Origin of the sequence: Providencia stuartii (genome assembly GCF_029277985.1) — a bacterium.
Taxonomy (GTDB): Bacteria; Pseudomonadota; Gammaproteobacteria; order Enterobacterales; family Enterobacteriaceae; genus Providencia; species Providencia zhejiangensis.
On the sequence record NZ_CP119547.1, the window covers coordinates 57940 to 71384 of the forward strand.

Genomic DNA, 13445 nt, shown 5'->3' on the forward strand with positions numbered 1-13445 from the left:
GGTAGCCATCATGGTCGATGTGAACCCTTTCGACAGGGTTATGAATGAATTGAAAAGTCGTGGCCGCAAGAACGCTCACATCCTGAGCATCCTCCAATTCGACTGGCCTGCATCGGAGGCCATCATCGAGAAGCTGAGCTGCTACATCACAGACGGGATTAAGGCTAATCAGGAGCCTGTGATTTACCCGATCATTGAAGAAGCTCTGCATCGCTACAGCCAGCTCGTGTTTCATGAGCAGAGAGAGAAATATGAAGACCCGGCCAGAATTGGGGCATTTCTGGAAACCCTGATCACCGAAACCTGCCGGGCGTTGGAAGTGCAAATTGTCGATAGTGGCGGTGATTCATGGTCTGTCGATTCAGGAGAGTCGTTCTCACTGTGGCTTTCTTCCCATCCAGGAGAACTATCCATTAACCCGCAGCCCCATGAGGATGAGACCTCTTTGCGTGGCTTGCTGTATGAGCTCATCACCTGTGAGAGCGTGAAAACTGTTTTAAGGAGAACCGACTATGAAGAAGCCGTGGTTGCTGGTCGCATGGCTGCTGGTTATTGAGTTGCTGGCAATATTGCTGCTGATCCCTGGCGACTGGACAGACAGAGCCATCAAAAGGGAATCCGTGCTGGTGGAACAGAGTCTTGGTGTCGAAGCAAGAGACTGGATACAGAACAAAGCATCTACCTGGTTCAGGTCGAGCGTTATTGATTCAGGCTTCTATGAGGGGATGTACCAAACGCTGATCCCATCAGAAGAGGAGCGCCAGAAGTCCAAGGGGATGCAGGATATGGGCAAGGGCTGGTTTGTGTGGGTCAAAGGCCGCATGGAAGCCTTTGTCAACGTCATTTACCAGTTCTACACACGGTTGGCGCTGTTAGCCGCGTGGGCTCCCTATATGCTGATCCTGTTCGTACCTGCGGTATATGACGGGATGATGACATGGCGAATTAAGCGGACCAACTTCGATTATGCGAGTCCGGTTCTCCATCGTTATAGCGTTCGCGGAACGATGTACCTGATGGCCGGATTGTTCATCGCGTTCTTCATCCCCATAGCGCTCGATCCGGTTGTCATCCCGATGACAATGATGACGTGCTGTGTCCTGGTTGGCCTGACGTTCGGCAACCTCCAGAAACGGGTATAGGGAGGGAGGATGAGCTACTCCGTTATAAATCAAGATGGGGTGCATCTGTGCGACATCCCATTGAACGTCTACCAGGTGATACGTCGCCAATCCTTGTCTGCGTTGTGGCTTTACTGGGCGCAGAGCTTGAATTTGGTGAAGGTGCTCATTGCTTGCGTCGGAAAGATGATCTTTGTGATGCCGGTAATGTGGTTCTGGGTGCTGGTGGTGTGCCGCTTGGTTGAACCAGAACGTATCTCAGACGTGCCAGGACTTATCTCTCCGGACGTGATCGGGTGGGCCGCTGGTGCGGCCATCACCCTCATTATCTATTCCGTTTTTACACGCCCAGCTTTGTACGGATACCACAACTTTTTCAAGCAGCATATTTGCTCAAGAGTAAAGCAAGTAACGCCGGAACTCAGAACAGTCACTGGGCCACTGTTCTTTTACCGAAACGAAATTGGAACGATATAGAGAGGAACCATGAAAGTAACCAATAAACTCAAACTGCTGGCACTGGGGCTGTGTATGGCCGGTACTGCCATCGCGGCTCCTGATGTGCTCAATGACGACGCAAAGCTCAAGAACCTTGAGAAGGTGTGTCCCGACTGTAAGATGGTGGCAAAAGATGTACTCAATCTGCGGGTTGAAAACTGCCAGCTCAAAGACACTTCCAGTGCAATGATGATTGGCACCATGCAAAATGACCCTATGTTTTCGTTTATGCTGGCAGTACACACAGCGGCAGGCTCGGAGGCATACAAAACGGTAGTTGGTGCCGCTGGCAACCATGTTGACTGTGAAAACCCGTTGAACTGGATCAAGCTGACCCAGCAAGCGATTAAAGGAGGCAAAGTCTAATGCGTAAGAGAGATTTCTTTTTTGGAGAGGTGTATGAGGGGGGTGCAGGAGCCACTCTACGACTGAGTGATATGGAACCATTGGCAAGAAAAGTGTCGGCAGAGTTCTTCACTGCACAACTGAACCGTATGCTGAAAGAGCATGACGGTCAGTTGACGCTCAGCGATGGAACGTCGTACCCCAGCTTTTGGAGCTTCATCGACAAGGTTGTTCCAGAGCAGGTTGGTTTCGTGGAGATCTACGCTCGGCAGGATGTTAACGATAATGTTGAAGCGACACTGGCGTGTGACATCGTTTTGGTAAATGGTGTGATCACCGTTAAACCTCACTGGTGTGCTTACAAAGACATCAGGGCTGACGAAGTGATTTCCACCTTACTGGTGCCTTTGCATTTGAAGGCTCTCCAGGGTAAGGCTTACATTCGCTGGGATGATGGTGAAACCGAACCTCTGTTACAAAACGACGACTATCAGGCTGAACTTGAAAATGTGTTTAGTGTTTCCAAGTACCCATCAGCCATGAGCTGGGGCGATACAGCAGACCAGAAGGTTAAGCAGTACAAGATGGACCTTGAGTGCGCCACAGATGTTGGTTGTCGAGGTGTCTCATCAGAGCAAGCATGGGATGCTTATCGAGAACTCCGTTACAATAGAACAGTGTGAAACAAGCGGCCATTGGCCGCTTTGAACTTTCACATGTGAAAGTTTTTCGCCTCCCGCTCTTATCATCTCCTCGAATAAACCTCCATAAAGTGCCCAAAATGGGCCGTAACAGCACTGTTCCTAGATTGATCAATTAAGAGACGATTACTCCGTGATGACGACAAGTTATTTGGAGGGTCTATGTCCGCACAAGCTCACGTCAGAGAAAGCGAAAGCTCATCTGGTTCATTCATCTCCTGGCAGTTCCTTGTCTGGCAGGTGATGTTCGTTATAGGTGTTGTTGCAGGGATGAACCTGGAACACGCATTCAATTTTCTAGGTTAATGGGAGGAAGTGTGAACCTTAATAAACAATTTTTCTGGTTTTTGATGAACGCGGTGCTGATGTGCATCTTCATCGTTCCAGTGGCCGTCGCGTTTTGGCTGTCTGCTTTTGCGGCAGGTTTTGACTGGAGTCAGTGGGTTAAGTTGGCTGCTGATACGGCCAACAGAGCTGCAAGTGACCCGGCCAAGGCTCTGGGCACGGTTCAGACCTACTGGGGCATTCTCAGCTTCTTCCTGCTGGCGGCGTACAGTCTGATGTTCAAGTTTAAAGCCAATGCTAACAAGGAAGTGAAAACTCTGGGGGTGGCCCGACCAGCCAATGAAGTTAGCGTTGCGGCTTCGGAAAAACATTCGGAAGCGGTTCCTCAAAATCAATAACCGATCCAGTAAACGCAAAAAAGGCGGCTTAGGCCGCCTTTTTTTATTTGTCGCTGGAAGTGCCCGAAAAGGGCGCGAAGCCGTGGCAGAAAATCAGTGACCCTGAATGAGAATACAGGCCACTAGGAAAAGAAGAGGGTTGCTATGAAGCCTGTAAAGATACCGCGCCGGGTCGATGAGCCCCCGCATCTGCTGTTGTGGAGCGCAGATGAGTTGGCCCCGATGCTTTTGGGGCTAACGATAGGGGTCATCATCGGTAAGGCCCTGATCTGCTTTCTGGGGGGGTTACTTGTAACCAACCTTTATCGCCGATTCAGGGATAACCATCCGGATGGATACCTGCTCCACATGATCTACTGGGCCGGGTTCATCATGACCAAGGCCAAATCTCTCAAGAATCCGTTTGTCCGGAGGTATTTGCCTTGAACCTGAAAAAGTATCTCAAGACCTGGGAAGGGACCCAAACAGAAAATAAGTGGGGACGAATCTTCCAGGGTGGTCTTATTGCTATCGTTTTCCTGCTGGTGGTCCAAGTATTCAGCAAGGAAACCATCGTCACTATCCAGCCTTTCACGCTCACGGAAGAAGCCTGGGTGACGAAAAATAACGCCTCTCAGTCCTATAAAGAGGCTTGGGGTTTCGCTTTTGCTCAGCTCCTTGGCAATGTGACGCCAGGAACCGTTGACTTTGTGAAAGAACGGATCACCCCGCTTCTCTCCCCGAGCATCTATCAGGACGTGATTGATGCCATCGAAATTCAAGCTCAACAGATCAAGAACGACCGCGTAACCATGCGGTTTGAGCCGCGTTTTGTTGAGTACGAGCCCAAGAGCGACAAGGTGTTTGTCTACGGATATTCCTACGTCAAAGGGGCTTCTTCTAACGAAGAGCGTAGCGAACGCTCCTACGAGTTCGCCATCAAGATTTCAAACTACGCGCCCGTGCTGGACTACATCGACACCTATGTAGGAAAGCCACGCACCAAAACTGTTTTGGAGCAACTCCAGCGCAAAGAAGAAAACCGGAGAAAGCATGAAGAACAACGCTAAACTTTCGCTCCTGGCGCTGTCCTTGGCGCTTGGAACTTCAATGGCCTATGCCTCGGATGACATTCCTGTTGTCCCGGCCAGTGTTATGAAAAAGGATGTTCCTGCCCCTGTGACGTCAGGACAAAGCTCCCATGAGGTTGTGGGCAGCATGAATGAAAACCCCTTACTGACGATGAAGCCGGGGGTTAACCAGATCATCCCGATAGCCGTTGGTCATCCGAACCGAATCGTCACGCCTTTCAGCAATCCTGAGATCGTTTCAACATCTCTGACCGGGGCGACGGATAACGGCCAGTGTGGTGAGGTCTGCATCAAAGAGAATGTGGTCTATGTCGCCACGGATAAGCAGTATCCGGTGACTATGTTCATTACTGAAAAAGGCTCGGAAGCCCAAGCTCTCAGCCTGACGATGGTTCCCCGTCGTATTCCGCCCAGAGAAGTCTTTCTCAAGCTCGATGGTGGTGTAGGTATCACTGGTGCTTTTGCCAATACCAAGGCTGAGACCTGGGAACAGAGCCAGCCTTATGTCGAAACCATCCGGTCAGTATTCCGAAAGATTGCTCTTGGTGAAGTCCCTCAAGGTTACACGTTGAACCGCATCCCTGCTGGTGCTGCGGTGCCGAGCTGCGCTCATCCTGGGGTAAAGGTGGATTTTAGCAAGGGGCAATACATGATGGGCCACCACCTTAACGTGTTCATCGGTGTCGCCCTGAACGTCTCTGATCAGCCTATTGAGTTCAAAGAGGCGTTGTGTGGGAGCTGGGATGTGGCTGCGGTGACTACGTGGCCGCTTAACGTGCTTGAGCCCGGCCAGAAGACGGAGATCTATGTGGCGAAGAAGCAGAAGCGTGGTCTCGCACCAACGTCTAAGCGTCCATCGCTGCTGGGAGGTGCCCAATGATTAAGCGATTTTGGACACAGTTAGACCCCAACAAGAAGCGTTGGGTGTCTATCGCTGGCGGCGTCTTCGTTCTTTTTGCGGTCGTGACAATGTTCTCTGGTGAACCCAAGAAAGAAGAGAAGCGCGGTCGCCAAGAAACCATCAAGCACGTTCTCACAGACAAAAACACCCGTGAGATCGGGATAGATTCGTTGTCTGCCGATGTGAAGATGGTGTCTCGTGAAAACTCCGACCTGAAAAAGGAGCTGGAACGAGTCAAGAAAGAGCTGGAGGAAACCAAAACCACTGCCGGGAAATCCAGTGATGTTGGCCGTGAGATGACCCGCCTTCGTCAAGATTTGGACCGCCTGACCCAGAAGAACATGGAATTGGCTAAGAAAGTCGAAACCGGCGCTGCTGGTGGAAAAACATCCTCTTCATCAGAGGATGCCAGAGCCGATGTTAATGGTGCATCTGGTGGTGATGGTCAGTTCATGGAGAAAAAGCTCGACTACAAAGATCCAGCATCCTTTTTTCGGGACGCACCGCTTCCTGACTCGAAGGGTGGGGCTCCTGCAACTGGCAAGGGAGACGGTCGTGATGCAACTAAACCAGGCATCCAAATAGTGAGCTACTCGCAGAAAGCGCCAGAAGTTGAAGAGAAGGACAACAAGGATGATGAGTCTATCTACCTACCTTCTGGCTCCATCCTGACAGGGGTGCTCATCAACGGTATGGACGCACCAACATCTCAAGGTGCTCGTCGAGATCCGTTCCCTTCGACCCTCAGGATTCAGAAAGAGGCTATTTTGCCTAACCGCTTCCGTGCGGATGTTCGTGAGTGCTTCCTGATTGTTTCAGGCTATGGAGATCTCAGTTCAGAGCGAGCGTACCTGCGTGGCGAGACCTTCTCGTGCGTTCGGGATGATGGGGGGGTCATAGAAGCGAAGCTGGATTCCTATGCAGTGGGTGAAGACGGTAAGGCCGGTGTCCGTGGTCGCGTCGTATCGAAGCAGGGGCAAATCATCGCCAAGAGCTTGATGGCAGGCTTCCTTGGTGGCGTTTCCGAAGCCTTTGACGTCAATCCTGTGCCGGTCGTCAGCACTAACCCTGGCTCAAATACCCAGTACCAGTCTGTGTTCTCCGACCAGATGTTGCAGGGAGCAGCAGTGAAGGGGGCCAGTAAGGCGCTAGATCGCATCGCTCAGTTCTATATCGACATGGCCGAAGGCATCTTCCCCGTTATCGAGGTCGATGCTGGCCGTCAGGTAGACATCATCGTGACCAAAGGAACCAAGCTACAAATTCGTTCCACCGGGGGAACCAAGAAATGAAAAATTTGAACATTTTGACCAGAAAGGGCAGTTCCAGAGGCGAGGCTCAAAAGGAACAGGCAGTAAGATCCGCAAAGATGTTGGGGGTGGGTGCAGCGCTACTTATTTTGTCGGGCTGTTCGACGTTCAACATCGGCAAGGATGAGTATAGCTGTCCGGGAATGCCGAATGGTGTTCAGTGTATGTCAGCGCGAGACGTTTACGCCGCAACCAATGACGGAAATGTCCCGCGCCCAATGAAACCAGAGGAAGTCGAGGCCAAAGCGGAAGCGGATGGCGAAGGTTCCTCAAACGTTTCAGCGAACTCATCTAGCTCCGGAGACCCGGTGATTGACAACTATGTCGCACCGCGTCTTCCGGATCGCCCGATTCCAATTCGTACACCAGCACAGGTTATGCGGATTTGGGTAGCTCCCTGGGAGGACACCAATGGTGATCTCATCGTGACAGGGTATGTCTATACCGAAATCGAACCGCGCAGGTGGGTGATTGGGGATGGCACACCGCAAAGTGAGCCAGTTTTGAGACCGCTGCAAACGGTACAACACGAACCGAAGTCTGAAACAACCAAATAGGAGATGTTCTTGATGAACGCAAATCAGTTGGCGAATGCCTCAAGTAAAAACAACGCACTCTTCCTCTTCCTGGGGTTGATGGTGGTAGCCTTCCTGCTCGTGCCGGATCAGGCCCACGCTGGTACTGGTGGTACAGCGTTTGACGACGTATGGGTAACTCTCAAGGATTGGACCCAAGGTACTTTGGGTCGAATCGTTGCGGGTGCGATGATCCTGGTCGGTGTTGTTGGTGGTATCGCTCGCCAGAGCCTCATGGCTTTCGCTATGGGTATCGGTGGCGGTATGGGCCTGTACAACTCCCCGACCGTAGTGGAATCCATCATGTCTGCTACTCTGGAACATGCAGAGAAGGTCATCCCGGCTGTTGTGCAACTCAGCAATGGCCTGGGGGTGTAAAAGACACCTTGCCGTTAATCAACGGGTGATAGGGGCAGCCTAAAAGCTGCCCTTATTTTTTGGCAAAAAGTCCAGTCATAACAAATTCCAACTATTTCCTTATTTGCTCAAAAAGGGCACTTCCACAGCCCATGTTTATGCACTCCCTCCCGTAACCTCCAGCATTGGGTTCTTGTAACTCAAAACGAATGGAGAATGCGATGATCAATTTCAAGCCTAAAATTCCGGCGATGCTTGGGGCTCTGGCGGTTCTTACCGCTGGTGCTGCTCATGCAGAGCTGCTGGAATACACCTTTAAGGCTCCAGATGGTACGCAACGGTCTCTGACTCCGAATGCCAACTATGCCAACCCAACGGGCAATATCTCGTTTGCCTTGAGTGCCGGTATCGACCGAAAGGTAAAGATTTCGGTGATTCGGTCGGATGGAACAGTGGTTTCGACAGCGACCAGCCACCTTCTTGGGGCTACTGATCGCATCACAGTGGGTGGAAAATCCTACTATGGTGCGGAACTTCAACTACCGGCTCCTTCCGAGGGAGTCTACAAACTAAGGGCCGAAATACTGGCGTCAGACGGAAGTTCCGTTCAGACTGATGAATACCCGCTTCAAGTCGATACGACAGCGCCAAGTTTGGCAAACGTGACAGTAAAAGGGGAATGGAACCGGGCGCTTTCTGATGGAACGCTACTGCGAGGTCCTAACCGATTTTCAGGTATAGATGTGTCTGCATCTGATGCCGGTTCTTCGGTTTCCTCTATACAGGCGTATGCTGTAGATAGCAAAGGCAAGAGGAGTCCTGTTGTCTCGGTTAATTACGCCAACGGCCAAGGCCAGTTGTTGAACTGGAGCACTGTGTTCCCTAATGGGGAGGATCTATATACGCTTCATTTCGAGGCCCTGGATAAAGCAGGGAACAAAGGGTCAATAGCCTATCCTATTGCTTGGGATTCAGTAGGTGCAAAGTCTGGAGAGAATCCTGAGCCAGTAGCAGTGTATGACCCTAAGAACCCGCAGGCCTCAACTTTTAAGGTTAATGGTCAGGCCCTATCAGGTTTTGCGCCTTATCAGAACGGAATGACCATTTATTCCGATACCTACAGGGTGCTCTACCGGATACCCAAAACAAACTCCTATCCTTCTTCACCTTACGGTGCTCAAAGCGGTAACTGGTGTGATTATAAAAACTGTATTGAAGGCAATATCATTGCCGAAGACGGTACATATGATTATCGGCAGACGCAAGCTGATGTATTCCAGCAACATGGGACAAAAACTAAGTCGTTTATTATTTACGACTGGGTTATGAACTCTCTTGGTAATACATCCGTCAGTGTGAAAGCTGATCCATCGGTTAGCTTGGCTCCCATCGGTAAGTATGTTGAATATCTTAGGGATGATGGTCAGTGGGTCCGCGGTGAAACCATTAATATGAGCTCAGTTAACCATTATAAAAAACTGAGATTTCATGTTGAGCCGAGACCTTACGCTCAGGAGTTATGGGGATCTTGGTTGCCTACTACTAAAATTCCGGCAAATGCTTCTTATGCAGAAGTGGATACGGATATATCGTTCAGTGGGCGCTCATGTTCATGGCCTGGATATTGGTCTCGACCGGAAGGGAAGCCTGAACTTCCGTCTGATCGGATTGGGGCAACGTTCTGCTATGACCTTAACCCTCCTGAAATTGCTGGGTTAGAACGAAATGGGCGGATTTTTAAAGCTCATTTCCGTGAGCCTGATTCATTTGACGGTTGGGGTGTTAACCAGTGGGTTATTTCTAACAACTCAAGTGCGTCTGCGATAACCTCGACTGGCGAAGAACGTCCGTTGTCTCGTACTGAAGTTCTTCGTAGTAGCACAAATGATTGGTTTTTCACATTTTCTGCTGAGAATCTGTCAGAGGGCACATATACCGGCATATCTCTCGTAGCTAAAGATGCTTTCGGTAATGAGGTTAAGCAGGTATTCACTGGCTCCCAATATGCTATGAGCATAGATAATTCAGCGCCGACACTAACCGTATCGATCAGTGATGGAGCACCAATCCAGTCTTTGGATGATGTTGTAATCACCTTGACTGATACTGCCGACCCGAGTCCTAAGCTGACCTCTATTGCCCTCGTCGGAGGCCCAGCCGATGACAAGGTGCAGTTGTCTTGGCGTGAGGAGTCGAAAGGTCGATTCCGCCTTGAGTACCCGGTAATGTTCCCGTCTTTGAAGGAAGGGGAATCTTACACGCTGACTGTTTCCGGTGAGGACGCACAAGGCAACGCGGTTCAAAAGGCGGTTGGCTTCGAGTACAAACCGCGTCAGGTGATGCTGGCGGATGGGATGGATGGCAAGGTTATGGTCCCCGCTGTCACTCATGAATTTGTTCATGCAGATGGCAAGCGGATCATCGAGACCAAGCCGCTGACGCTCAGTGATGGTGCTGTCGTGACAGGTTCATACGACGTGTTTGCGACCCTCCGTTCTGATGCGAAAGTGCCGCTGGTGGTGAATGGGGTGCGTATCGAGCCGGGCCAGACAATGGGGATCATGAGCCAACATGATTTCGGTGCGTCAGGTGGTCGTTTGAGCATTCCGGTTAAACCGGCTGTTCCTGATGTGGTCGGCTCTTCCAGTCTTCTTGTCATGACCTCCGCGCCGAACTCACCCATCTTGGTTGTGGACATCAATACCTGGAAAGGGACGGCCAAGCTCTCGGCTGAATCATGGACAATTCGCCAGGTTATTGACCCGGTGAAAATCTATGCCCTGCCAGAGTCGGGTGTGCCTTGCCGGTTCACCACGAAAGAGGATGTGGCTATGGCCGCAGACCCAATTCGTGACCCGGTGTGTTTGCTCCAATGGGACAGAACTCCGGATGAGGCTGAACAAACTACGCAGGACAACAACGGGATGAAAGTTGCCGGGCTGGTGGGGCAGGCTGTGAGCATTGGTGAACAACCTGTCGAATACAGCCTGTACCTGTTCAGTGGTGACGGTTCCAAGGTAAAAGTTGGGTCTGGCTCTCAGAACCTGACGGTAACTACTGCCTATGGCTCTGTTGGTTACACCCCGATTGATGACATTGCTCAGGTGAATCGCGTCATTGAAGACTTTGATGTGAACTTCAAGCAGAGCAAAGGTCCTGATTGTTCAATCACTCTCAGTGCTGACCGTGCGAAAAACGAGGCCGCGAACAAAGCTGTTGGCAGTGCAAGCCGCACCTGTCTGTTCGAGTGGCAGCAGATCCCCGATGGACTGGTCCAAGACCCGTTATCGGAATCTCCTTCGTTGTCAGGTTCCCTGGCCGAGAACGGTGATCACCCTCTGGGGTGGCGGGTAAGTATTTTCACCCGTAACGGCACTCGGGTGACGTTGAACGACGAGACTTTCAATGTCGAAGCGGTTGACCCACCAGCTCCGACCGTTGAACTAGCCTCCGACTACAACTTCAAAGACAACATCTACTTGGTGCCGATGACAGGTAACTACCTGGGTGATGCCATTATCAACTCTGAACGAGCTGATCTGGATATTGCCATATCGCGCAACTCTGATGTTCTTGAGTCTGAGACCTTCACTCCGGGATGGGGTGCCACCAATAAGGTGTATCGCCGCATCAATACCGATGAGCGAGCGTTGTGGGAGGAGACCACCTACAAGGTGAACGCGGCCTACAACAAGGTGCCTGATGTGAAGACTGAGGTTGTCTACCGGGCTATCTCTGCACCTTCTGACAGTATCCGTCCTATCGTTGAAGTTAAAGGTGATACCGCGATTGACACCCAGGCATTGCCGGTTAGGGTTCTCATCCGTGATCAGTACAAACCTGATGGTGACTATGACGCTAACACGATGGGGGTGTGGAAAGTACGCCTGATCCAGCAAAAGGCCTACAACGAGACGGTTGCGCTCACTGATTATGCGGAAGCATCGAACGGTGAAGCTCAGTTCTCAGTAGACCTGTCTGGTGTGGATACTTCCTCCGTCCGTATCGCTGCTGAGGCTGTTCTGGAAAGCCCTGTTGAGGGTTACAACCGCACAGAGTTGTCTATCAGACCTGCCTTCTTGACAGTGCTTCGTGGTGGTGCCATCGGTGCTGGCGTGGAGGCTCGCAAGTTGTCTGGTGAAGCTCCGTTCACTGCTGTGTTCAAGCTATCTTTGGACGACCGTCAGGATCTCCGGGCTACCGGCCAGGTTGTGTGGGAAACCAGTAAGGACGACGGTAAAACCTGGGAGCAGTTCATCCCAGAAGATCGATACAAGTATCAGCTTGTGAAGACCTTCGACAAGGGGGAGTACCAGGTTCGGGCCAAGGTGGTGAACGTCAACTCAGGTGCGGAAAAGTACACCGAAGCGGTCAGTGTTGTCGCTTACGACAAACCTGATATTGCTGTTATCGGCCCGACCACGTTGTTTGTCGGAAGTGAAGGCAAGTACACAGCGAACCTGACGTTGAACGATGAGCCAATCTCCGGTGGCAATGCCATTGTTGAGTGGTCTACTGACGGTGGCAAAACCTACGCGCAGACAGGGGATAGCATCACGCTTTCGAGCGATGAAGAAACCCGATACCGCCTGTGGGCTCGTGTGCGCTCTGCCACTGCACCGGCTGATGACGGCTATGCCTATGAAGTTGCGAAAACGGCAGTTGACTTCCGAGCAGTGAAGGCCCCCCGTCCTTACGTGACAGGGCCGCGAGTCATTGAGACCGGTAAGAAGTATGTGTTCAAAGCCGAAACCAGCCTGCCTTACCGTGGGATGGACGTGAAGCTGAACGGGTTCTTCACGCTGCCTGATGGCTCAATTGTGCAGGGTGATACTGCTGAGTACGTGCCTTCGGACACTGACCTCAACCAGGCTACTGTAGAAACGAAGTACACCACCTGGATCGAAGGATACCGAGATCAGGGTGCAGAAGCCTCGCATAGCCTACGCTCCCGCGTGTGGCAGTATGTATGGCCGAGCTTCGGAATGCAGGTCAGGAAGAACGCTGACGTGGCTCCTGCGACGATCACCGCGTCAGTGCGGCCAATTGCCTTCAACGGCAAGCTGGAAGAACCGACCTACGAGTGGGAGTTGCCGGAAGGCGCAGTGATTCAGGATCAGCGGCAGGATATTGTCCGGTCCTTTGTGATCAATGAGCCGGGCGATTACAACATCAAGGTGACTGTCCGTGATGCTCGCGGCCATGAAACCGTGATCGAGCAACCGCTCAAGATCGGCCAGGCAGAGCCCTATGCTATCGACCTGCAATACTCTGGCTCGAACAAATACGAGCGTGAGCCTCTGGATGTGCTGTTGCGACCGTACATTTCTGGCGGCCACCCACGCGACCGTATTTCGACTCGCGTCTACTCGGTAGATGGTACGCCGTTGGAAAGCAGCGGTTACTACGGCAGAGCAACTCTGGGCGCTGGTGAGCACAGCATCAAGCTGAAAATAACCTCAGAAATGGGGCATGAAGCTGAGGGCGAGGTGAACATCAATGTGGCAGAGAACAAGTTGCCTGCATGTAGCCTGAGCTCACGAGAGACCGTTGGGTCGTGGATCGTTTATGCGAACTGCGAAGATACCGATGGCCGCATGAAGTCCTACGAATGGACCATTGCCGGTGAGTTGCAGAGCATCAGCTCTGATCGAGTGACTATCAGCAAGGGCACCTATGAAACGATGCCGACCATCTCTCTGGTTGGGGTCGATGACTCTGGTGGCAAATCCGAAGCTGTTACCATGAACTAAGGTTCATTCCTCTCAAAGCCCGGTTCAGACCGGGCTTTTTTTTGTATCGCGCTGGAATTGTCCAAATTGGGCTATTACAGAGGCGAGTCTATTTCCCTCCCCCGGATACACTGCCCAGCATCCAGTAATCC

Annotated in this window: 14 protein-coding genes; all 14 read left to right on the forward strand. The window is 51.6% G+C overall.

Annotation, left to right across the window (positions count from 1 at the left end; all coding sequences use genetic code 11):
- Positions 1 to 10 precede the first annotated feature (10 nt).
- The 14 genes from P2E05_RS21850 (at position 11) to P2E05_RS20515 (ending at position 13314) form a co-directional block, all read left to right on the forward strand.
- Positions 11 to 556, forward strand: a complete 546-nt coding sequence (locus tag P2E05_RS21850; RefSeq protein WP_000228720.1) for a hypothetical protein — start codon at positions 11 to 13, stop codon at positions 554 to 556.
- Complete coding sequence (locus tag P2E05_RS20455; RefSeq protein ID WP_000743450.1) at positions 513 to 1142, forward strand: DUF4400 domain-containing protein; 630 nt, start codon at positions 513 to 515, stop codon at positions 1140 to 1142. The genes P2E05_RS21850 and P2E05_RS20455 overlap by 44 nt, the downstream gene beginning before the upstream one ends.
- A gap of 47 nt (positions 1143 to 1189) precedes the next feature.
- Positions 1190 to 1366: a hypothetical protein gene (locus tag P2E05_RS21855; protein WP_169342285.1), complete on the forward strand. Its 177-nt coding sequence runs from the start codon at positions 1190 to 1192 to the stop codon at positions 1364 to 1366.
- 241 nt (positions 1367 to 1607) lie between these two features.
- Complete coding sequence (locus P2E05_RS20465; RefSeq protein WP_000869261.1) at positions 1608 to 1985, forward strand: hypothetical protein; 378 nt, start codon at positions 1608 to 1610, stop codon at positions 1983 to 1985.
- Positions 1985 to 2647 carry a hypothetical protein gene (locus P2E05_RS20470; RefSeq protein WP_001231463.1) on the forward strand — a complete coding sequence of 221 codons (663 nt, stop codon included), beginning with the start codon at positions 1985 to 1987 and terminating at the stop codon, positions 2645 to 2647. The genes P2E05_RS20465 and P2E05_RS20470 overlap by 1 nt, the downstream gene beginning before the upstream one ends.
- Before the next feature lie 180 nt (positions 2648 to 2827).
- Positions 2828 to 2971: a hypothetical protein gene (locus P2E05_RS20475; protein WP_001275801.1), complete on the forward strand. Its 144-nt coding sequence runs from the start codon at positions 2828 to 2830 to the stop codon at positions 2969 to 2971.
- A gap of 11 nt (positions 2972 to 2982) precedes the next feature.
- A complete protein-coding gene (locus tag P2E05_RS20480) occupies positions 2983 to 3348 on the forward strand; it encodes a hypothetical protein (RefSeq protein WP_001052531.1) in 366 nt (121 codons plus the stop codon).
- 144 nt (positions 3349 to 3492) lie between these two features.
- Positions 3493 to 3774 carry a type IV conjugative transfer system protein TraL gene (gene traL / locus P2E05_RS20485; RefSeq protein ID WP_000805625.1) on the forward strand — a complete coding sequence of 94 codons (282 nt, stop codon included), beginning with the start codon at positions 3493 to 3495 and terminating at the stop codon, positions 3772 to 3774.
- Positions 3771 to 4397: a TraE/TraK family type IV conjugative transfer system protein gene (locus P2E05_RS20490; protein WP_001049716.1), complete on the forward strand. Its 627-nt coding sequence runs from the start codon at positions 3771 to 3773 to the stop codon at positions 4395 to 4397. Before traL ends, P2E05_RS20490 begins: the two co-directional genes overlap by 4 nt.
- A complete protein-coding gene (locus P2E05_RS20495) occupies positions 4381 to 5298 on the forward strand; it encodes a TraK domain-containing protein (RefSeq protein WP_000794249.1) in 918 nt (305 codons plus the stop codon). The genes P2E05_RS20490 and P2E05_RS20495 overlap by 17 nt, the downstream gene beginning before the upstream one ends.
- Positions 5298 to 6611 (forward strand): TraB/VirB10 family protein, encoded by a 1314-nt coding sequence (locus P2E05_RS20500; RefSeq protein WP_024131605.1) that lies wholly within the window; start codon positions 5298 to 5300, stop codon positions 6609 to 6611. Before P2E05_RS20495 ends, P2E05_RS20500 begins: the two co-directional genes overlap by 1 nt.
- Entirely contained in the window at positions 6608 to 7186 is a 579-nt protein-coding gene (traV, locus tag P2E05_RS20505; RefSeq protein ID WP_000793435.1) for a type IV conjugative transfer system lipoprotein TraV, read from the forward strand. The genes P2E05_RS20500 and traV overlap by 4 nt, the downstream gene beginning before the upstream one ends.
- 78 nt (positions 7187 to 7264) lie before the next feature.
- Positions 7265 to 7582, forward strand: a complete 318-nt coding sequence (traA, locus tag P2E05_RS20510) for a TraA family conjugative transfer protein (protein ID WP_064754699.1) — start codon at positions 7265 to 7267, stop codon at positions 7580 to 7582.
- 200 nt (positions 7583 to 7782) lie between these two features.
- A complete protein-coding gene (locus P2E05_RS20515) occupies positions 7783 to 13314 on the forward strand; it encodes an Ig-like domain-containing protein (protein ID WP_000606833.1) in 5532 nt (1843 codons plus the stop codon).
- Positions 13315 to 13445: the final 131 nt, after the last annotated feature.

Excerpts from the sequence above, each read along its gene's own strand:
- P2E05_RS20455 (WP_000743450.1), top strand. The coding sequence starts at position 513 with ATGAAGAAGCCGTGGTTGCTGGTCGCATGGCTGCTGGTTATTGAGTTG.
- P2E05_RS20470 (WP_001231463.1), top strand. The coding sequence starts at position 1,985 with ATGCGTAAGAGAGATTTCTTTTTTGGAGAGGTGTATGAGGGGGGTGCA.
- P2E05_RS20475 (WP_001275801.1), top strand. The coding sequence starts at position 2,828 with ATGTCCGCACAAGCTCACGTCAGAGAAAGCGAAAGCTCATCTGGTTCA.
- traA (WP_064754699.1), top strand. The coding sequence starts at position 7,265 with ATGGTGGTAGCCTTCCTGCTCGTGCCGGATCAGGCCCACGCTGGTACT.
- P2E05_RS21850 (WP_000228720.1), top strand. The coding sequence starts at position 11 with ATGGTCGATGTGAACCCTTTCGACAGGGTTATGAATGAATTGAAAAGT.
- traL (WP_000805625.1), top strand. The coding sequence starts at position 3,493 with ATGAAGCCTGTAAAGATACCGCGCCGGGTCGATGAGCCCCCGCATCTG.
- P2E05_RS20465 (WP_000869261.1), top strand. The coding sequence starts at position 1,608 with ATGAAAGTAACCAATAAACTCAAACTGCTGGCACTGGGGCTGTGTATG.
- P2E05_RS20495 (WP_000794249.1), top strand. The coding sequence starts at position 4,381 with ATGAAGAACAACGCTAAACTTTCGCTCCTGGCGCTGTCCTTGGCGCTT.
- traV (WP_000793435.1), top strand. The coding sequence starts at position 6,608 with ATGAAAAATTTGAACATTTTGACCAGAAAGGGCAGTTCCAGAGGCGAG.
- P2E05_RS20515 (WP_000606833.1), top strand. The coding sequence starts at position 7,783 with ATGATCAATTTCAAGCCTAAAATTCCGGCGATGCTTGGGGCTCTGGCG.